This window comes from Weizmannia sp. WK01 (assembly GCF_025905465.1).
GTDB lineage: Bacteria > Bacillota > Bacilli > Bacillales > Bacillaceae_C > Weizmannia > Weizmannia faecalis.
On record NZ_CP109616.1, the window covers coordinates 2,033,087 to 2,054,155 of the forward strand.

At 49.7% G+C, this 21,069-nt stretch carries 18 protein-coding genes and 1 pseudogene; 2 read left to right on the forward strand and 17 right to left on the reverse strand.

Annotated elements, in window-relative coordinates; genetic code table 11:
* Positions 1–51 precede the first annotated feature (51 nt).
* The 4 genes from OF158_RS09640 to OF158_RS09655 form a co-directional block, all read right to left on the reverse strand.
* Positions 52–1,266 (reverse strand): DNA polymerase IV, encoded by a 1,215-nt coding sequence (locus OF158_RS09640; protein ID WP_014098087.1) that lies wholly within the window; start codon positions 1,264–1,266, stop codon positions 52–54.
* Positions 1,267–1,285: 19 nt separating this feature from the next.
* Positions 1,286–1,813 (reverse strand): chemotaxis protein CheW, encoded by a 528-nt coding sequence (locus OF158_RS09645; protein ID WP_017550498.1) that lies wholly within the window; start codon positions 1,811–1,813, stop codon positions 1,286–1,288.
* Between the two features lie 6 nt (positions 1,814–1,819).
* Entirely contained in the window at positions 1,820–2,941 is a 1,122-nt protein-coding gene (locus OF158_RS09650; RefSeq protein WP_035184634.1) for a M20/M25/M40 family metallo-hydrolase, read from the reverse strand.
* 375 nt (positions 2,942–3,316) lie between these two features.
* Entirely contained in the window at positions 3,317–4,732 is a 1,416-nt protein-coding gene (locus tag OF158_RS09655; RefSeq protein ID WP_048339812.1) for an ISLre2-like element ISBco6 family transposase, read from the reverse strand.
* 162 nt (positions 4,733–4,894) lie between these two features.
* Here OF158_RS09655 and prli42 point away from each other — a divergent pair, with 162 nt between their 5' ends.
* Positions 4,895–4,987: a stressosome-associated protein Prli42 gene (gene prli42 / locus OF158_RS09660; RefSeq protein WP_017550500.1), complete on the forward strand. Its 93-nt coding sequence runs from the start codon at positions 4,895–4,897 to the stop codon at positions 4,985–4,987.
* A 30-nt stretch (positions 4,988–5,017) separates the two neighbouring features.
* On the opposite strand, the gene OF158_RS09665 is transcribed toward prli42, so the two are convergent.
* The 9 genes and pseudogenes from OF158_RS09665 to OF158_RS09705 all read right to left on the reverse strand — a co-directional run bounded on the left by OF158_RS09665 (position 5,018) and on the right by OF158_RS09705 (position 15,702).
* Complete coding sequence (locus tag OF158_RS09665; protein WP_026683295.1) at positions 5,018–5,521, reverse strand: L,D-transpeptidase; 504 nt, start codon at positions 5,519–5,521, stop codon at positions 5,018–5,020.
* A gap of 165 nt (positions 5,522–5,686) precedes the next feature.
* The gene (locus tag OF158_RS09670) at positions 5,687–6,124 is read right to left on the reverse strand and encodes a BrxA/BrxB family bacilliredoxin (RefSeq protein WP_035184628.1); all 438 of its coding nucleotides are present in this window, start codon (positions 6,122–6,124) and stop codon (positions 5,687–5,689) included.
* Between the two features lie 266 nt (positions 6,125–6,390).
* Positions 6,391–7,302, reverse strand: a complete 912-nt coding sequence (gene pfkB / locus OF158_RS09675) for a 1-phosphofructokinase (RefSeq protein WP_035184626.1) — start codon at positions 7,300–7,302, stop codon at positions 6,391–6,393.
* A gap of 215 nt (positions 7,303–7,517) precedes the next feature.
* A complete protein-coding gene (locus OF158_RS09680) occupies positions 7,518–8,795 on the reverse strand; it encodes a dihydrolipoamide acetyltransferase family protein (protein WP_014098081.1) in 1,278 nt (425 codons plus the stop codon).
* Between the two features lie 24 nt (positions 8,796–8,819).
* Complete coding sequence (locus tag OF158_RS09685; protein WP_014098080.1) at positions 8,820–9,803, reverse strand: alpha-ketoacid dehydrogenase subunit beta; 984 nt, start codon at positions 9,801–9,803, stop codon at positions 8,820–8,822.
* Between the two features lie 11 nt (positions 9,804–9,814).
* Positions 9,815–10,804 (reverse strand): thiamine pyrophosphate-dependent dehydrogenase E1 component subunit alpha, encoded by a 990-nt coding sequence (locus OF158_RS09690; RefSeq protein WP_014098079.1) that lies wholly within the window; start codon positions 10,802–10,804, stop codon positions 9,815–9,817.
* Positions 10,805–10,827: 23 nt separating this feature from the next.
* Positions 10,828–12,240 (reverse strand): dihydrolipoyl dehydrogenase, encoded by a 1,413-nt coding sequence (lpdA, locus tag OF158_RS09695; RefSeq protein WP_264302923.1) that lies wholly within the window; start codon positions 12,238–12,240, stop codon positions 10,828–10,830.
* Between the two features lie 22 nt (positions 12,241–12,262).
* Positions 12,263–13,366: a Leu/Phe/Val dehydrogenase gene (locus OF158_RS09700; RefSeq protein ID WP_017550506.1), complete on the reverse strand. Its 1,104-nt coding sequence runs from the start codon at positions 13,364–13,366 to the stop codon at positions 12,263–12,265.
* A 270-nt stretch (positions 13,367–13,636) separates the two neighbouring features.
* Positions 13,637–15,702: pseudogene (locus OF158_RS09705) on the reverse strand (sigma 54-interacting transcriptional regulator).
* 133 nt (positions 15,703–15,835) lie between these two features.
* Here OF158_RS09705 and OF158_RS09710 point away from each other — a divergent pair.
* Positions 15,836–16,078, forward strand: a complete 243-nt coding sequence (locus tag OF158_RS09710; protein WP_014098074.1) for a DUF2627 domain-containing protein — start codon at positions 15,836–15,838, stop codon at positions 16,076–16,078.
* Between the two features lie 9 nt (positions 16,079–16,087).
* Here OF158_RS09710 and OF158_RS09715 read toward each other — a convergent pair whose 3' ends face one another.
* The 4 genes from OF158_RS09715 to recN form a co-directional block, all read right to left on the reverse strand.
* Positions 16,088–16,831, reverse strand: a complete 744-nt coding sequence (locus OF158_RS09715) for a glycerophosphodiester phosphodiesterase (protein ID WP_014098073.1) — start codon at positions 16,829–16,831, stop codon at positions 16,088–16,090.
* A gap of 118 nt (positions 16,832–16,949) precedes the next feature.
* Positions 16,950–17,735 (reverse strand): sporulation transcription factor Spo0A, encoded by a 786-nt coding sequence (gene spo0A, locus OF158_RS09720; RefSeq protein ID WP_014098072.1) that lies wholly within the window; start codon positions 17,733–17,735, stop codon positions 16,950–16,952.
* 165 nt (positions 17,736–17,900) lie between these two features.
* Positions 17,901–19,184, reverse strand: a complete 1,284-nt coding sequence (gene spoIVB, locus OF158_RS09725; RefSeq protein ID WP_014098070.1) for a SpoIVB peptidase — start codon at positions 19,182–19,184, stop codon at positions 17,901–17,903.
* Between the two features lie 178 nt (positions 19,185–19,362).
* Entirely contained in the window at positions 19,363–21,066 is a 1,704-nt protein-coding gene (recN, locus tag OF158_RS09730) for a DNA repair protein RecN (protein ID WP_014098069.1), read from the reverse strand.
* Positions 21,067–21,069: the final 3 nt, after the last annotated feature.

Here is a 21,069-nt window from a genome sequence, read left to right on the forward strand (position 1 = left end):
CGCCATCTTTGCGCGTGTTCCTTTTTTATGGGACGTGCCGGAAGCCGGTAATTAACCGCGGGGATCCGGCGGCCGCTTTCCCGCTTCTCTCCCGGTTTGGATAATCTGCTCCCCAAATTTCTTGCGGAGCCGGCTGATTGCCTCATACAGCGGCTCTTTTTTGGCTGCTTCTTCATATGAAAACAGACTCAGCTGTTCTGCTTCCGCCTTCCGGTCCGTTAAACCGGAGGCGGTAATGCCCAAAAGGCGTACGGGCTGCCCGTTCCAGTTCCGGATAAAAAGCGTGCGGGCGGCTTGAAACAACGCATCGCCGCTTTCAACCGGCCCTCCGCTTTTTTTGCTCCTCGTCACCGTTTTCCGGTCCGCGTAACGGATCATGATGCCCACATTGGTTGCCGCAACCTCTTTTTTTCTCATCCGCTCCGCCGTTTCATCCGCAAGCTTTTTCAAGACGGCATCGATTTGGTGTTCATCCCCCGTATCCTTAGATAGCGTCACCATCCGTCCAACGCTTTTGGTGACGTTTACGGATTCGGGATCAACAGGACGCGGGTCTCTTCCATTCGCCCTTTCTTTCAAACGGATGCCACGGATGCCGAGAAGCTGCTTTAAAAGAAAATCATCCGCATGCGCCAGATCGCCGATCGTAAAAAGACCACAGCCGTTAAGCTTTTCCGCCGTTTTGCCGCCTACACCGTGCATCTCGATCAACGGCCGCGGCCATAATAAACGGGGAATATCCCGCTTTCTTAAAATGGTGATGCCCATCGGCTTTTTCATATCCGACGCTGTTTTCGCCAAAAATTTATTCGGGGCGATCCCGATGCTTGACGGCAAATCGAGTTCCGCAAGAATTTGCTGCTGGATCGATTCGGCAATGGCAGGCGGCGTCCCCAGTTCCTCGAGGCCGGTAATGTCCACATAACCTTCATCGATCGAAACCGGTTCGACCAAAGGCGAATACGCGCGGAGAATTGAAAACATTTCGGCGGATGCTTTTTTATACAGATCAAAACGGGGTGGCACGATTAAAAGATCCGGGCAGCGTTTTTTTGCTTCCCACACCGGCATGGTCGTTTTTACACCGAATTTTCTCGCTTCATAACTGCACGTCACAATGATGCCTTTTCGTTCTTTCGGATTCCCGGCAACGGCCAGCGGCTTCCCTTTAAGCGCAGGGTTTTCCGCCATTTCAACCGAAGCGAAAAAACTGTTCATATCGACATGCAAAATGACACGGCCGTTTTTCGGATAAAATGCTTTCATCTTTACCCACTCCGGTACTTCACAAATTTCCGGCCGCTTCTTTCATATAAGCGGCAATGTCTGCAATCCCTTCAAGCGACGCCGTAAACAAATCGACATCCATAATGGTAATCAGCCTGTCCTTCAAACTGGCGACAGCCGTAAAATAATTTGTCCGCCCGTAGCCGGCAAGGCCGATCTGTTTTTTCTCTTCTTCCTGTATTTCCACAATGTCGTTTGCCTCTTTGACGAGCAGGCCGACCGGAATGGCTTCTGTCCGGACGACGATCATGCGGGCGTCCTCTATGGAGGAAAGCGGTGTCTGGTAAAAACAATGTTCGACGTCAATAATCGGGATCAGTTCATCCCTCACCTTCATGATGCCCCGTACAAATGCAGGCAGTTTTGGGACGGGATTGGCTGCTTGCGCCTTTTCAACAGAAATGACCGATCCAATATGAATGCCGTACTCCTCTTCCCTCGTTTTAAAAATGATATATTTATTGAGCGCTTCCAACTGATCGCTTCCTTTCTTAAAAAGGAAGCGGTTATCCCGCTTCCGCCTCAAATCCTGTTACTCCCCGCCGGCCACTTCCGCAATGGCAACCGCCATCTCAGCCAGTTTGACCAGTTCTTTAACCGGAATTCTTTCTTTTGTCGTATGGATTTCTTCATACCCTGTGCCGAGATTGACCGTCGGGATGTTAAATCCTGCAATGACGTTGGCGTCGCTTCCGCCCCCGCTTTGCTCCAGCTTGCTCTCGCGGCCGATTTTTGCTGCTGCTTTTTTGGCCACTTCCACCACTTGGTCGCCGTCTGAGAATTTAAATCCCGGGTACACGACGTTCACTTCGACTTCCGCTTTTCCGCCCATTTCCAGTGCCGTCTGTTCAAAAGCGGTTTTCATTTTGGCAACCTGTGTTTCCATTTTTTCCGGAACGAGTGAACGGGCTTCCGCCAGAATATCGACGCGGTCGCAAACGATATTGGTTGCCTGACCGCCTTCAAAGCGCCCGATATTCGCGGTCGTTTCACTGTCAATGCGGCCGAGCGGCATTTTTGCGATCGCTTTTGCGGCAATGGTGATCGCGGAGACCCCTTTTTCCGGCGCCACACCGGCATGGGCGGTTTTGCCTAAAATGGTTGCTTTGATTTTGGCCTGCGTCGGGGCAGCCGTCACAATCGTGCCAACCGGGCCGTCGCTGTCAAGGGCAAAGCCGTATTTTGCTTTTAACAGCGACGGATCGAGCGCGCGCGAACCGACCAGACCGGACTCTTCGCCGACAGTAATGACAAACTGGATATCCCCGTGGCGGATCTGGTCTTCTTTCAATACCCGGATCATTTCCAACATCGCGGAGAGCCCGGCTTTGTCGTCAGATCCGAGGATTGTCGTGCCGTCTGATTGGATCCAGCCGTCTTTGATGGACGGTTTGATGCCTTTCCCCGGAACGACGGTATCCATATGGGAAGTAAAATAAATCGGCGTCGCTTCAGGAACATTGCCTTTCAATGTGCAGATCAGATTGCCAAAGCCGTGCCCCGTTTTTGCTTTTGTATCATCCTCATATACTTCAAGGCCAAGGCCTTCAAATTTTTGTTTTAAGACCTTGCCAATTTCTTCTTCATGTCCGGTTTCCGAATCCACCTGAACCAGTTCAAAAAATTCTTTTACTAACCGTTCTTCATTCACCATGGAAAAACCTCCAATATGTATATGTACTTTAATAGTATAACGCGAATGATTTTACTTGTACAACCGGCGGCTTCAGGCGTATGTGTCAAGTTTTTCTCGACAAGGTTTAAATATCGGGTATTCCAAGACACTCTTTTTGTACACTTTCGGCTACCGTGCTTTACTTGCTCGGTGTAATTTTCGGAAAAGATGTAATATTTCCGTATAAAGATGGATAACGGGGATGTTGAGGCGCGCGAAATTCACTCGCTTTCCGCGGGCGGCCGGCGAGCCTCCTCGCTCGTACCTCGCTGCGGGGTCTCTCCTGGCTCGCTTTTCCCGCAGGAGTCTCGTAAATTTCGCGCGCCTCAACGATCAGTCCCCACTGAGCCAGGCTTAAAACGAAAGCTCTAATATTTTGCTTAAATGTCCCATTGCCGATGAACTGCTTGAATGCAGGGCAACTGATCCGTGCTTTACGCCCACTGACGGGCGTACAGGCTGCTTGAGTAGTTGAGACATCCTGATGGATTGTTTCAAGTTCCGTTGCTTTCTCTCGCTTCTTGAACGGTGTTTCAGATAGGCTTCTCTCAATGTCCCATTGAGCATGCCTTGTTTGATTTTCACCATGGCTTCTGCGCCAAGTTCACTCCAATGCATGCCCCTTTTTTTCATCCTGAAGGAGATATGCCTTTGGTTCGATTCCATAGCTCCTAGGCCTCTCGCACCTTCCGGCACGTTTTTCACCCTGTCCCTCCAGTCAAAAATGCGGTCCCAGTTTTTCAAGATATACGAACGGAATTCCTTGATTTTCTTGAGAGCCTTTTTATCCGTCAAGGTGCTTTCGTGCGTATCCAAATATAACGTGAATTGGTCCAGGTTATGCGTTCTAATCGCTTTTCTAATTTGCTCCTTGATCTCGCTCTTTCCGCCCCCAAATGTCCTTATGATGGCTTGTGCAACGTGGTAGGTATCCAGCTGGTTGAGCACCGGAAATTCCGACTGTGAGAATGCTGTTTGAAACCGTTCAGCTGTGTACCCAGCACCTCCATCACTGTTTGTAATGACTTGCGCTTTTTCGAGGGAATAGGTGTTGGCAGCTGTGGCTTGGACTTCATCCCAAAATGTCTGAATGTCTTCCGTCGTCATGATGACTGTGGGCTGACGCAGGGAGACCCTTTTTCCATTGGTTTCCCATCCCTCATAGAGAATGGCGTGGTGGACTTCCATACTCTGTTTCTTTTTTAGTCCCCGAACGAATACACCATCTGCTTCAGAAAACAGGTAGTCTACCTTCTTCCCCTCAGGCAGGGAAACAGCTATTTCTAGCTCTTCTACAAGTGCCTTATCGGCTTCCGCCTGAGTTTTCCCTACGTGTTTTACCATGTTCCCTACAGTTGTGTGACTAAGACTCACTGCTGTCCACTCTTTTAAAATATCAGCTACTTCCCGATAGGTGTTCTCACTTGCCAACTCTGCCACCTTTAATTCCACTAACGGGCTGTATCGTTGGTGTGGTACCAGCCCTAACCATTCATCCAGAGGATAATGGGAATTTCCTCTCTTGTCATGCATTAATGAGCGTTTAAAGGTCACACTTCCAAATAGAAACTGAATGTTTCTGTTATCACTCCGGCAGTACACCCAGCCCTCCTCTAACTTCTCCTGTTTAATTATTTTATCTAACTCTTCAAATATTTCCCCAACCCATTGTGTAAAAGCCTTCTGCATCAGAAGTTTAAGCTGTTCTTCAAATTCGATAAGACTCTTTGTATCCTTTAATAATCCAGCAATTATTGATATAATATCCATGGGAAGACCTCTCTCTCTAGATGTTCATCTTGAAGTGTACAATTAGATGATAGAGCGTCTTCCCATTTTTTTCCACTCATATGCCCCGTCGAGTAAAATTTTACACATACCTTCAGGCTAGAATAAAAATGATTACCGTCCGTTTAAGAGGTGAAGTCTGCTTTGTCGAAAAAAACGCAGAAAATTGTCGTGTACTTAATGCTCATTGCCATGCTGGCAGGAACAGTTCTTTCCGGCCTTTCAATGCTGTTTTAAAAAAGGAACGGGAAAGTCCGCGTTCCTTTTTTAAATGGCGCCTTTTGCTTTCGCCAGTTCAGTCATCGGCCGGGTTGACCGGGTGATGTAAATTTTTGTTCCGACCGGCACTTCTTCGTACAGCTTTTCGAGCGCCGCTTTCGGCAGGCGGATGCAGCCGTTTGAAATATACCGGCCGATTGAAGCAGGATTGTTTGTGCCGTGCAGGCCGTAAATCCGGCCGTCCGTGCCGCGCGCATCAAAACCGATCCAGCGCGAGCCGAGCGGATTGCGCGGGTCACCGCCAGGAATATTCTTTTTCCGGTAATACGGATTTTTCGCCTTGACTTTGACCGTAAAAAACCCTTCCGGCGTCAGGTCATTTGTTTTCCCGGTCGCAACCGGCGTTTCGAGCCGGATTTTCCCGCCGCGGATCCAAGCAAGCCGGTTTGTTGTTTTATTGACAATAATGAGCGGATCCCCCGGGGCAACGTGTCCGTCTGCCGGCCATACCGATAACCCGAAAACAAGCATCCATGCCACCCATATATGCATAAGCCATTCACCTGCTGCTGGTTGTATTTTTCTTTAGTATGCATCCCGCATGCCGGTTCATACATGCGGAAGATGCGCTTACGCAGAAGGCACACTTTGCACCCGGGTCACGCCCCTGTAAAAAAGCCTGCCCCTTTCCAAAACGGAAGGGACAGGCTTTATGCATTACAGTTCTTCACAATATTCTTCAAACAATGCTTGCAGCTCGGCCACGACAGCCGCCGGGTCATGCCCTTCGATCTGGTGCCGTTCAATCATTTTCACAATCTTGCCGTCTTTTAAAAGAGCGAAAGACGGGGAGGACGGCGGATAACCGGTAAAATAGCTGCGTGCCCTCGCCGTTGCTTCTTTATCCTGGCCGGCAAAGACGGTTACAAGCTGGTCCGGACGCTTATCATAATGGATGGCGTGCGCCGCAGCCGGCCGTGCAATGCCCCCTGCGCAGCCGCACACAGAGTTGACCAGGACAAGCATCGTCCCTTTTTTGGAAAACGCTTCGTCTACTTCTTCCGGCGTCCTCAGTTCCCGGTAGCCGGCTTCTACTGCCTCTTCACGGGACATGCGCACGACATCATTCATATAAAGATTAAAATTGACAGACATGCCACTCATCCTTTCATTCTGCTTTAAAGCTAATCATAGCAGGTTTTCACGCTGCTTTTCAAATATTCTGTTTGCAGCCGTCCCTTTTCTTTTATTTTACGCGTAAAAACGAAAAAATAGCCGGAAAGCGTTTATTTTTCCAAAAAACGGGGTAAAATGACAGTACATCTAGATCCATACCCCTAAACTCCCTAGATGCTTTGGATGGCGCCTTATGCGCTGTCCCTTTTTTATGCAAAAAAACCGGGGCATCCCGGTTTTTCGTTTTATAAAGATTGGACATGGACCTGTTCGAGAAGCGATGTTGCTTCTTGCTTTGTGCACAGTTCCATGGAAAATGCCGTTGCAGAACCGCAGGCAACCCCGAGCGCAAACGATTCTTTGTACGATTTTCCTTTTGCCATCCCGCTTACAAACCCGGCCACGACCGAATCGCCGGCGCCGGCAGAATTTTTTACCTTCCCTTTCGGCGCTTGCGCAAAATAAGATACTTCCTTATTCAAAAAGAGCGCACCCTTTTCTGCCATCGAAACGATCACATTTTCAACGCCCATATCAAGCAGGCGGCTGCCATATTGTTTCGCTTCTTCAGGCGTTTCGACTTTCACGCCGAAAATTTCGCCGATTTCATGATGGTTCGGCTTGATTAAGAACGGGCCCGTTTTGATGACATGGCCGAGCGATTCGCCGGAAACATCTGCGATCACGCGGATTTGTTTTTCACGGCATTTTTGAATGAGGCTGGCATAAATGGATGGCGGGAGCGAACTTGGGATGCTGCCGGAAAACAAAATGACATCGTCTTTCCCTAGGCTGTCAATTTTGGCAAGCAGCCGGTCCAGCTCAGCTTCCGAAATGGAAGGCCCCGTTCCGTTGATTTCCGTCTCTACACCGGATTTTAATTTTATATTGATCCGCGTGTCGCCTGAAACTTGGACAAAATCCGTTAAAATGCCTTCTGCTTTAAGAAAATTTTCAATGTAGCTGCCGGTGAAACCGCCGAGAAAGCCGAGTGCCGTAGAATCAACGCCCAGCCTTTTCATGACGCGCGAGACGTTGATGCCTTTTCCGCCCGGAAATTTGGTGTCCATCACGGAACGGTTCAATCCGCCAAGTTCAAAATGTTCCACCTGGACGATGTAGTCAACAGACGGATTCAGTGTTACCGTATAAATCATTTTTTACACAACCTTTGCTTTGGAGATCATTTTTAGTATTCCCCTTTTTGATGGCAATCGTTCCCCGCCTGCGCGATTGCAAGCGGTGTATCCGGTCGTTATTTTACCTTCAAAAACAGTAAAAATCAATTAAAATCGTTCAAAAACAATCAGTTTTGATAAATCGCCACATTTTCCAAAATAGAAAAGCCCGCTTCATCAGCGGGCATTTTTCATTAATAGAGCGGTGCCGTTTCCGGTGTCACCGTCTCTAAAATCTCTTTGACGCGCTTCAAGAAGCGGCCGGAGACAAGTCCGTCCAAAATGCGGTGGTCAATCGACAGACAAAGGTTCACGATATCGCGCGCCGCAAACATTCCCTCTTCCATGATGACAGGGCGTTTGACAATCGACTCGACCTGGAGAATGGCAGCCTGCGGATAGTTGATAATCCCCATCGACTGCACCGAACCAAATGACCCGGTATTATTGACGGTAAAGGTGCCACCCTCCATGTCTTCCGGGGCGAGTTTCCCGGCGCGGGCTTTTTGCGCCAGGACAGCAATTTCACGGGCAATGCCTTTGATCGATTTTTCATCGGCATGCTTTATGACCGGCACGTACAGCTTGTCTTCGGCGGCAACCGCGATCGAGATGTTGACATCATGTTTCTGGATAATGGCATCCCCGGCCCACGTTGAATTGAGCGCAGGAAACTCTTTCAATGCCCGGGCGACCGCTTTGACAAAAAAGGCAAAGTATGTGAGGTTAAAGCCTTCACGCCGCTTAAACTCTTCTTTTACGGCATCCCGGTAGCGGACAAGGTTCGTAACGTCCGCTTCGACCATCATCCACGCATGCGGAATTTCCTGTTTGCTGCGTGCCATATTGTTCGCGATCGCTTTACGCACGCCGGTAACCGGAATCACCGTATCTTCTTTTCCAGCTTCCCGTACAGGCAAAGGCCGGGAAGCAGGCGGCGTTTCACGGGCAGGTGCCGGTTTTGCCGGTTCCGGTTTTGAAGGTGCCGGTTTTGAAGGAGTCGGTTCCGCCTCATTCCCCCTGCTTTCAATGATTTTTAACAGGTCTTTGCGCGTGATCCGGCCTTCCCTTCCCGTTCCTTTCACCTGGTTCAAGTCAATGCCGTATTCCTGGGACAGTTTTAAAACGGCCGGGGAATAGCGGACTTTTTTCCCTTTTTCCGCTTCCGGCTGTGGCGCTGCAGCATCCGAACCCGGACCCGGTTCTGCTTCAGGCTGGACATTTGTTTCGGCTGCGGTTTTGACCGTGCAAATGACTTCCCCGACAGCAACGGTTTCGTCTTCCGAAGCGATCAGTTCCACGATTTCCCCTTCAAACGAAGAAGGCACTTCGGCATTGACTTTGTCTGTTAATACTTCACAAAGCGGATCGTATTTATGGACATGATCACCCGGGGATACAAGCCACTTGCTGATGGTTCCTTCCGTCACACTTTCTCCGAGCTGCGGCATCGTAATATTTTCTATCGCCAATTGGCACCCTCCTATCCTGCAATTCTAAAATTCGGCCAGTTCCCGCATTGCTTTTTCGACTTTTTCGGGATTGACCATAAAATATTTTTCCATCGTCGGCGCATACGGCATTGCCGGAACATCCGGACCGGCCAGACGCATGATCGGGGCGTCCAGGTCAAACAGGCAGTTTTCCGCAATGATCGCGGCAACTTCGCCGATAATGCTTCCTTCTTTATTGTCTTCCGTGATAAGCAGCACTTTCCCGGTTTTTGCAGCTGCCTCGATGATTGCCTCTTTGTCGAGCGGATAAACGGTGCGCAAATCGAGAATATGTGCTTCGATCCCGTCCTCTCTAAGCTTTTCCGCAGCCTGGAGGGCAAAATGGACGCAAAGCCCGTACGTGATCACCGTAATATCCGTTCCTTCCCTTTTTACTTCGGCCTTGCCGATCGGGAGCACATAATCTTCATCCGGCACTTCACCCTTAATCAGGCGGTACGCGCGCTTATGTTCGAAAAAGAGAACCGGATCATCGTCCCGGATTGCGGCTTTCAGCAACCCTTTTACATCATAAGGCGTGGACGGCATGACAATTTTCAGCCCCGGCTGGTTTGCAAACACCGATTCAAGCGACTGGGAGTGATACAGTGCCCCGTGGACACCACCTCCGTACGGTGCACGCACGACAAGCGGGCATTGCCAGTCATTATTGGTGCGGTAGCGGATTTTCGCCGCTTCCGAAATAATCTGATTGACAGCCGGCAGAATAAAATCGGCAAACTGGATCTCGGCAACCGGCCGCATCCCGTACATCGCAGCCCCTACGCCGACCCCGGCAATCGCCGATTCAGCGAGCGGCGTATCGATCACTCTTTCGGCGCCGAACTGCTCGTATAATCCGGCCGTCGCCTTAAATACCCCGCCTTTTTTTCCAACATCTTCGCCGAGCACAAATACTTTTTCGTCCCGTTCCATTTCTTCCCGCAATGCTTTTGTAATTGCGTCAATATATGAAATGACAGCCATCGTTCTCCTCCTTACTCCCCGTAAACAAACCGGAGCGCATCTTCCGGTTTAGCATACGGCGCTTTTTCGGCGTAATCGGTTGCCTCATTGACGGTTTGGATGACGCGCGCATCGATTTCTTTTTCTTTTTCCCCGTCAAGAAGGCCCGCCTCTTTTAAGTACCGGCTAAATAAAACAACCGGATCTTTTTCTTTTGCCGTCTTCACTTCTTCCTGCGCACGGTAGCGGTCATCATCATCGGAAGAATGCGGTGTAAAGCGGTAAACAAGCGTTTCGATTAAAGTCGGCCCTTCCCCGCGCCGGGCACGGTCCGCCGCTTCTTTGACCACTTCATAGACAGCGAGCGGATCGTTTCCGTCAACTGTCACACCCGGCATGCCGTAGCCGATCGCACGGTCGGAAACGCGCGGGTTCCCGAGCTGCTTTTCAATCGGGACACTGATGGCATACTGGTTATTTTCGCACATGAAAATGACCGGCAGCTTGTGGACCGCGGCAAAATTCGCCCCTTCATGGAAATCGCCCTGGTTGGATGATCCTTCCCCGAAAGTGACAAAGGTAACAAAATCCTTTTTCTCCATTTTGCCTGCGAGCGCAATTCCGGCCGCATGCGGTACCTGTGTCGTTACAGGGGAAGACTGGGTGACGATTCTGTTTTTCTTCTGCCCGTAGTGGCCTGGCATTTGCCGGCCGCCCGAATTCGGGTCTTCCGCTTTGGCAAACCCGGAAAGCATAATGTCGCGTGCGGTCATGCCGAAAGCGAGCACAATCCCGAGATCGCGGTAATACGGCAATACATAATCTTTTGTCCTGTCGAGCGCAAAAGCGGCGCCAACCTGGGCAGCTTCCTGGCCCTGGCAGGAGACAACAAACGGAATTTTGCCGGACCGGTTTAAAAGCCACATCCGTTCATCCACCTTGCGCGCAAGCAGCATCATTTCGTACATTTCCAATACTTCCCGGTCGCTTAAACCTAAGTCTTTATGCCGATTTTTATTCATTGTTATCACTCCTTATCCAAAAGCTACGCATGGATTTCAAGCCCATCTACTGCGAGTGCCGCCTCCCCAATCGCTTCGCTTAGCGTCGGGTGCGGATGGATATTCATGGCCACCTCCCACGGCGCCGCATCCAAAACGCGTGCAAGCCCGGCTTCTGAAATCATATCTGTTGCATGCGGCCCGATGATATGTACGCCTAACAGATCGTCGGTTTTTGCGTCTGCCACGATTTTAACAAAGCCGTCCGTTTCCCCGTAGACAAGCGCTTTGCCGACTGCCTGGAACGAAAACCGGCCAATTTTTACATCATATCCTTTTTCTTTTGCTTTCTCTTCCGTCAGGCCGACACTGGCAATTTCAGGATTGGAATACACACATTTCGGCACCATGGTGTCATCGAGCGGGTCCACGCTTTTCCCGGCGATGCGGTCAGCCGCAATGATGCCTTCCCTTGCTGCTACATGGGCAAGCTGCAACCCGCCGATGCAGTCCCCGATCGCATAAATATGGGATTCTTTTGTCTGGTAAACTTCATTGACCTGAATAACGCCGTTTTCGATTTCAATATCCGTATTTTCGAGGCCGATGTTTTCCGTGTTGGCCAGCCGGCCGACCGATAATAAAAGCTTATCTGCCTCAAACGTTTTTCCGTTTTCCGTGCCGATCCGCACCTTGCCGTCCCCTGTCTGGAGGGAAGCTGCATTGAATGCGGTACCGGTGAAGATGGCAACCCCTTTTTTCTTCATAAGGCGCGTAATTTCTTTTGAAATGTCGCTGTCTTCTCCCGGCAAAAGGCGCGGGGAAGCCTCAATGATCGTCACCTTTACGCCAAAGTCGGCAAGCATCGAGGCCCATTCCACACCGATCGCCCCGCCGCCTGCAATCAGGATGGATGCAGGGAGTTCTTCCATTTCAAGCGCTTCGTCAGATGTCATCACATATTCCCCGTCGACTGCAAACCCGGGAAGCACACGCGGGCGCGAGCCGGTCGCAATGATTAAATTTTTCGGGAGGAGCATCTCATTGTCTGTACCCGCACCCTCGATTGAAACCGTTCCTGCTACGGGCGAAAAAATGGAGGGGCCGAGGATTCTGCCGGTGCCTTCATACACATCAATTTTCCCTTTTTTCATCAAGGATTGAACGCCGCGGTGCAATTGCGTCACAACTGCGTTTTTCCGTTCCCGGATTTTTGCAAAATTCAAGGCGGCATCACGGACATCCACGCCGAAATCGGCGCTTTTTCGGACCAGCCGGTATACTTCCGCGCTTCTTAACAGGGCTTTTGTCGGAATGCAGCCTTTATGGAGGCAGGTGCCGCCAAGTTTTGATTTTTCAACAATTGCTGTTTTTAACCCGTTTTTTGCTGCGCGGATGGCGGCCACATAGCCGCCTGTTCCGCCGCCCAAAACAACGACATCGTATTCTTTTGCCAATGTTGTTCCTCCTTCACTTGCGTTACCGCGGAAGCCGTTTTTCGAGCACGTGTTTATTGTGCGGCAAAAATTGTGAACGCGCACGGGAAACTTTTGCAATCCGTTCTTCCGCCATCCGGTCTGCCGCCAAATAGGACGGAATCCCGTCGCGTTTTGAAATGTCGATCACTTTCTGTACATTATAGTAGACTTGCTCGACTTTTTTCATCGCTCTTTCCCGGTTGTAACCGTGCAGTTCGTCAGCCACATTGATAACCCCGCCGGCATTGATGACATAATCGGGTGCATAAAGAATGCCCATTTCATGCAGCCGGTCGCCGTGCTTCGGTTCTTTCAACTGGTTATTTGCAGACCCCGCAATCACTTTTGCTTTCAGCTGCGGAAGCGTTTCATCATTCAAAATGGCCCCGAGCGCGCATGGGGCAAAAATATCACAGTCCTGGGCGTAAATGTCATCCGGGTCCACTGCTTTTGCCCCGAAAGCCTCAACAGCCCGTTTTACCGCCTCCGTTGAAATATCGGTCACAATAAGGCGGGCGCCTTCTTCGTGCAAATAGCGGCACAGTTCAAATGCAACATGGCCGACGCCCTGGACGGCGACGGTTTTCCCCTCAAGCGAATCACTTCCGAACGCCTCTTTTGCCGCTGCTTTCATGCCGACATAGCAGCCATACGCCGTGACAGGTGAAGGATTTCCGGATGAACCGTACGTTTGCGAAACGCCTGTCACAAAATCGGTTTCCTCGTGGATGATGTCCATATCTTCAACAGTGGTGCCGACATCTTCAGCTGTAATATAGCGGCCCCCGAGCCCCTGGATGAACCGGCCGAACGCCCGGAACATTTCTTCATTTTTGTCTTTGCGCGGGTCGCCGATGATGACGGTTTTCCCTCCGCCAAGATTGAGACCGGCGGCAGCGTTTTTATACGTCATCCCCCGCGCAAGCCGCAACGCATCTTCAATGGCGGCTTCTTCCGTTGCGTAAGTCCACATTCTCGTGCCCCCGAGCGCTGGCCCGAGTGTTGTATCATGTATGGCGATCACCGCTTTTAATCCAGATGCGTCATCATGGCAAAACAACAGTTGTTCATAATCGTATTTTCGCATATAATCAAAAATTTCCATTGGACTTCCTCCTTTTCCGCAAGCAAAGCTGTCAGAAAGCTGTACAGGCATTTTTGCGGCTGTAACGGACAGCCCGATGCCTCTTTTGAAAACGGCACACCGCTTTTTCCGAAACCCCGGGCCAGCCTTCACTGTTGAAAATGCAAAAAGAATGCCACTTTCGCATTGTTTTCCTGTTTCCGCTTTTCATGCAGAAATGGCGAAAAGAGCGGGGCTTAAAAAAATAAACTTCCGTTTACCAGTTTGCTACTTTTTGCACGAATATGCAAATTATTGCATGCTGATTTTTGCAAGCCGGTATTTTTCCAATTTATAGTACAGGCTTCTTAGTGAAATGCCAAGCTGTTTGGCCGTATTCGTTTTGTTCCCGGCATTTTCTTCGAGCGCTTTTTGGATCAGCTGCTTTTCAAAAGCGGACAGCATTTCATCGAGGTTGCCTTTTTCGGGTACCCCGTCCGCTTCTTGCTTTTCCGCGCGTTTCCCCGGGGATAAACCAAGCCCGTCAAGATGGTCCGCATCAATCGATTTTTCATGGAAACCCATAAAAATGATGGCCCGCCCGAGCACATTTTCCAATTCACGGACGTTTCCCGGCCAGTCGTAGCGGTACAGAATGGAAAGCGCTCTGCTTGTGATGCCTTCTACATTCCGGCCGTAATCCTGATTGATTTTTTGGATGAGACGCCTGGCCAGTAACGGAATCTCCTGTTTTCTCGCCCTGAGCGGCGGAATCCGATTGGCATGCGGTCGAGCCGGTAATATAAGTCTTCCCGGAAATTTCCTTCTGCAACAGCTTTTTCAAGGTCGGCATGCGTGGCACAAATAATCCGGACATCCACCGGTACCGGCTTTGTGCCGCCGACTTTCACAATCTCTTTTTCCTGCAGGACGCGCAAAAGTTTTGCCTGCATATGGGCGCTCAGTTCACCGATTTCGTCCAAAAACAGGCTGCCATGGTCGGCTTCTTCAAACAACCCCTTTTTGCCGCCTTTTTTCGCGCCTGAAAAAGCGCCTTCCTCATAGCCGAACAGCTCGCTTTCAAGCAGCGACTCGGCAATGGCCGCACAGTTGACACGGACAAATTTATGGTTTTTCCGGCTGGATGCCTGGTGGATGGCATGCGCAAACAGCTCTTTACCGGTGCCGGATTCGCCGCGCAGCAAAATCGTCACAGGTGTCTGTGCCGCCAGTTTGGCCTGTTCCACGGCGATATCCATTTCATCGGAAGCATGGATAATGTCCTCAAATGTATATTTTGCCGTGGCAGCCTGCATCATTTGCCTTCTCGCCCGGCGCAATTCCGTTGTTAATGTCTCGATTTCAGAGACGTCATGAATCACGCCGACGCTTCCCTTTAGCATGCCGTTGACGATGACCGGCGCAACATTGACAATCACTTCTTTTTTTAACGGACCGACCCGCATTTTCACGCCGCGTACCGGTTTTTTCGTTTGCAGCACTTTAAAATGCATGCTTTCGCCTTCGGAAATATCCGCTGTTGCCGGTTTGCCGATGACTTCCTCTTCGCTTAACCCGGTGATTCTTGTATAAGCCGGATTGATGAGGATGCCGCGCCCTTTTTCATCGACAACGGAAATCGCATCATCGCTTGAGTGGATAATGGCCTGCAGCATCATCTTGATTTCTTTTAAATTCGTAATCTCCTCAGCCTGTTTCACAGCTTCCGTAATATCCCGGAAAACGGAAATGGCCCCGGCGACTTTCCCGCCATCAAACATCGGAATGTGGGAGGCGAGTATTTTGACCCCGTTTTGCAGTTCAATTTCCACGTTTGTTTCCCTTTTCTTTGTTTCAAGGACATGGGCAAGCCGGCTTTTCGGGATCACGCTTGAGATCGGCTTGCCAAGCACTTCCCGGGCCGAAACGCCGTTGATCTTTTCCGCGGCCCTGTTCATAAAAATGATCCGGCCGTTTTTGTCAATCACCGTCATGCCTTCTGCCGTCGACTGAAGGATGAGCGCATGTTTTTTTGTTTCGCTTTCCAACTTCCGGATTAAGGCTTCTTTTTCCTCCAGCAATTTCGCAATCAAATAGGCGACACTGCCGGGGATGACAATCCGGCCCGTGCAATCGGCAGCGATTTCACGAAAAACTTGCTCATCCCCGGTTACCTCAATGATAATATCGACATCGGGACCTGAAAAAACGCGCCAGTTGTTTCCGGTCTTTACGCCCATGTTTTTGGCAAGCCGGATCCCCTCCGCCTGCGGATTGATATCAACGATGCCGGCCACACGGAACCGTGCGCTCTCGGACAATATTTTTAAAATCGCTTTTCCGCCTTTCCCCCCGCCAACGATTAAAACATTTTGCATCGCTGCTCCCCCTTTTCGTGCTGGTCTCCGCTATTCTATTTTATTTGAAAGGGCTTACATTTACAATGGGCTGCATTGCCTGCGTCCAATCCCGGGTGTTATAATGATGGAAACGGTTTAAAGGGGGGCCGGGATGGGCAGGTTGGTGGCACTTTTTGTATTGGCGGTGCCGGTCATCGCCGCTGCTTATGGGATCAAATGGATGCGGGATATGGTTTTCGGGATTCCGGACCGCCCGTTTTCTTCGCTGACGCTCCAGTTTCTGACCGGGCTTTTGCTCTCTGCCGGCGGCATTGCCTTTACCGCCGGATTTATCCTGCACCGGGACAGAAAGCACCAAAAGGTACAGAAACGTTTCAGCAAACCATCAAAATAAAGCATCCGGCTATTGCCCGGATGCTTTTTCCCGTTCTGCTTTTCTTTCCTGTACCGCCATTTCCGGGAAATCCGTGATGATTGCCGTGCAACCGATTTTAAACAGCCTTCTCATATCTTTCGCTTTATTCACTGTGTACGGCCTGACTGCAACACCGTGGTTCATGGCGGCACGGATGATCCATTCGGCCGTTGTCAAAAGGCGCGGATGGATCGCTTTTGCTCGGATCGATTTCGCGTAGACCCACGGCATAAACATCACTTCCGAATACAGCGGGGCAATCTCCACTTCGGGTGCCAGACGGTAGCATTGAATGATGGAATAGTGGTTAAAGGAAGAAAAAATGACCCTTTCTTCCAAATGGTATGCCCGGATTAACGAAACGGCTTTTTCCTCGATCAGCGGATAATCCACTTTTGCCGTCTTCAGTTCAATATTGCAGAGAAGCTGGTTTTGGGCGAGCCATTCAAAGACTTCTTCAAGTGCCGGGATGCTTAGCGGTTTGCCGGTTTCGAACCGGTCAATCACATCAAGCGACCGTAATTGAGCAAATGTTAAATCTTTCACATACCCTTTGCCTTCTGTCGTACGGTTGACCGTTTCATCATGAATGACGACCAGTTCGCCGTCTTTTGACAACTGAATATCCAGTTCAATCCCGTCCGCTCCGGCCTTTTCCGCTTCGAAAAAAGCTTCCATTGTGTTTTCCGGACGTGTGCCTGCCGATCCCCGGTGGGCAAAAATAAGCGTCACTTGATACACACCCTTTATTTATTTCGTTCATCATTATATATTCCCCGAACAAGAAAAGCGTAACCTTTTACGCACGGAATCCGGCCGGTACAACTCACTGCACCGGCCCCTTTCCCTTTCAGGAAGCTTTGTGTTCGAGGCGGAGTTTATCAGCGACCATGGCAATGAACTCGGAGTTTGTCGGCTTTGCTTTGGTCATGGAAACCGTATAACCGAATAGGGTGGAAATGGATTCGATATTTCCCCTGCTCCATGCCACTTCTATCGCATGGCGGATGGCGCGCTCAACACGGCTGGCAGTGGTATTGTATTTCTTTGCAATTTCGGGGTATAACACTTTTGTAATCGAGCCAAGCAATTCAATATCATTGTACACCATTGCAATCGCTTCGCGTAAATACATATAGCCTTTAATATGGGCCGGCACGCCGATTTCATGGATAATGCTCGTAATGCTTGCATCGAGATTGACAGGCTTCGATTCCGGTTTGGAAGCTGCCATGCCGGGTGATGATTTCAGGACGGAGCCTTTTTTGCTTGTCTGTCGGATTTGTGAAACAAGCATGTCCATATCAAACGGTTTCAGCACAAAATAGGATGCGCCCAGTTCCACCGCTTTTTTCGTTACATCTTCCTGGCCGAAAGCCGTCAGCATGATGACGTTCGGCATCCGGGAATAAGCCGATTCTTTTAGTTTCTCGAGCACGCCGAGACCGTCCAGATGCGGCATAATAATATCCAGCAGCAAAATGTCCGGGTCCGCCTCTTTTAACTGTTCAAGGCATTCCGTCCCGCTGTATGCCGTTCCGCAAATTTCCATGTCTTCCTGCTGGGATATATAATCTTCTAATAAACGAACAAGTTCACGGTTGTCATCAACAATAAACACTCTGATTTTTTTCACTGCCACTGTCCTCCTCAAAAAAATAGCCGTATCTCTGTACAAGAATATGTTTCGACAATGGCGGAAAATTTCCTGCTTTTTTATTCATTATTTTTTGTTGAAAACCGGGACGCTGGAAAATCGCCCGGACAAAACGTCCGCACGCATTAATAATAGATAAGTGCATCATTCTTTAAAAGCGGAAGGGGACTTGCCCCCTCCGTAAATGCCTGCTTCATGGAGCATCCATTCGATATGGACGCCATAGCCGGATGTCGGGTCGTTGACAAACACATGTGTCACGGCACCGACAAGCCGCCCGTTTTGAATGATCGGGCTCCCGCTCATTCCCTGAACAATGCCGCCCGTTTTTTTCAGCAATTCCGGGTCGGTAATTTTGATGACCATTCCTTTTGTTGCCGGAAATTTTTGCGGAATGGTGCTGACAATTTTAATCGAATAGGCTTCCACTTTTTTCCCGTCGACAACCGTTAAAATTTTTGCCGGCCCTGTCTTTACCTGGTCTGACAGTGCAATCGGCATCGGTTTTGCATATGTGCTGTCTTTTGCACCCGGATCCAGCTGTCCAAAAATGCCGAATGGGCTGTTTTTCGTTATATTCCCGATCCGGCCTTCTTCGGTAAAACGCGCCAATTTTTCCCCTGGGCTCCCGTTTTTGCCTTTTTCAATCGACGTCACGACCGAATTGACAATCCTGCCCTTTTCGACGACGATCGGTTTTTTTGTGTCCATATCGGATATGACATGCCCGAGGGCGCCATATTTTTTCGTTTTCGGATCAATAAACGTCATCGTGCCGATTCCAGCGGCCGAATCTCGTATATAAAGCCCGAGTTTATACGACTGCCCGCTTTTATCTTTTAACGGCTTTATCGTTTTCCGGATGGTTTGTCCATCCCTTTTAATGACGGCATCCAGCGGTTTTCCTTCTTCCCCTGCCTGCTGGACAATTGGGGCAATATCGGACATATTTTCGATTTTTTTCCCGTTCATTTCAAGGATCATGTCCCCAACTTCAATTCCGGCCTGTTCACCGGGAGAAAACTTCCCTTTGTCCGTCTGCACAAGATGATGGCCGACGATAAGGACGCCGAGCGTATTCAGCTTGACGCCGATCGACTGCCCGCCGGGGATCATCTTAATATTTGGATGCACTTCTACTTCCGTTTTTTTGACCGGGATGCCCGCCAGTTTAAGAAACATTTCTTCCTTGCCGGCTGACTTCCCTTTTATGGAAACCGTATGTTGATGCGCATGAATTTCCGCACTGTTTCCGCTTGCCATTACAGCGGCAGCAGAAGTTTTATGAAATTCGATTTGCTGGCCTTCCAGTAAGCGAACTTGCTTCGGAAAGTGAAGATATTGTTGAAAAGGCTGCGAAAAAACGCATAATAAAAGTGAAACAAGGAGAAATCCGCCTGTCAGCTTCCTTATTTTTTCAAAGTTCAAACATTCCACTCTCCTCGCTTCCGGTTCACCCTGTTGTTTAGCCTTTGTTTGTTTTGGCTATGATTTTAATTTAGCCTTGAAGCGTTTTAAATATAACAGCGCCTGCGGGAAAAATGCTGCCCAATCTGGATAGAAAGGGTCCGGCTCCACCATTTTTCCAAATAGGCGGACCGGACCCTTATTTTATCGCTTCGGCCAGTTCGAGCAGCTCTTTCGCATGCTGTCTTGTCAACTCTGTCATTTCAACGCCTGAAATCATACGGCCGATTTCTTTAATTTTTTCTTCCTGACCTAAAGGCTTGACTTTTGTCCGCGTTCTCTCCTTTTCAGTCTCTTTCATGATCAACAGATGTGTATCCGCCATGGCGGCAACCTGCGGCAGATGGGTAATGCAGAGGACTTGCGAATGGACCGAAATGCGGTAAATTTTCTCCGCAATCGCCTGCGCAACGCGGCCGCTTACGCCGGTATCCACTTCGTCGAAAATGACGGAAGTGATCCCCTGGTGCCGGGAAAATATCGTTTTTAATGCCAGCATAATCCGCGACAATTCTCCGCCCGAAGCGGTTTTTGCGAGCGGTTTTAGCGGTTCGCCCGGATTGGTGGAAATGTAAAATTCAACCTGGTCGAGCCCGTCGCGCCGGAACGGAATGTCATCCGCCTCATAATAATCATCAGCAGCGGCAAGAAAACGGACTTCAAACTTTGTTTTATCCATATACAGCTGCTTTAATTCGGAATGGATATTTTTAGTCAGCTTTTCCGCCCATTTTTTGCGTAAATCGCTGAGCTGCTTGGCTTCCAAATACAGATCGCGTTTTACCGTTTGCAGTTCTTTTTCTAGAAGCTCCACATGATGGTCACGGTTTACGATCGATTCGATTTCTTCTTCAATTTTGGACCCGTATTCCAGAATTTCTTCGATCGAGCTACCATATTTTCGTTTTAACTGGTTGATCTCATTCAGCCGCGCTTCAATTACGTTAAGCCGTTCCGGGTCAAATTCAAGTCCGTCAAGCCGGGAACGGATTGAGCGGGACATGTCTTCGAGCGTATAAAAACAACTTTGGACGGATTCCAAAATGTCAGAGAGCTCGCCATCCACTTCAGCCGCGGTTTCAAGATGGCTCATGGCAAGGCTGAGCCAGTCGAGGCCATGCTGTTCCCCGGCAAGCGCTTCATACCCCGTATTCAATGATTCAAACAGCCGTTCAAAATTGACGAGTTTTCGTTTTTCTTCCGCTAATTCCTCGTCTTCATGCAGCCTCAGTCCGGCGTTTTGGATTTCCTCATGCTGGAATTGGATGAGGTCAAGGCGCTGGGCGAGCTGCTGGTCGTTTTCATTCATTCTTTTTAACCGCCCGTAAACGGCTTCGTATTTTTTATACAATTTTTCGTAATCAAGGAGAGCCGTTTCAATCTCACTTTGCCCGTACTGGTCAAGCAGTGGCAGATGGTACGTTTCGTTCAGCAGTTCCTGCGTTTCGTGCTGGCTGTGGATATCAATTAAAGTCGACCCGATTTCGCGCAGCACCGAAATCGTCACAAGTTTTCCGTTGATGCGGCAAACGCTTTTCCCTGTTTTCGATATATCGCGCCGCAAAATGACCATGCCTTCCTCAATCTCAATGCCGAATTCGCGGGCGCGATCCATGCACGGATGACCGTCCTCGACCAGAAATAAGCCCTCAATCTCAGCACGGTTTTCCCCGTGCCGGACGAACTCCGATGACCCTCTCCCGCCTGTTAGAAGCTGGATGGCATCGATAATAATCGATTTGCCGGCACCGGTCTCCCCTGTCAGGACGGTCAGCCCGGCTTCAAATGAAAGCGTTAATGCATCAATAATGGCAAAATTTTTAATCGATAATTCCTGCAGCAATCA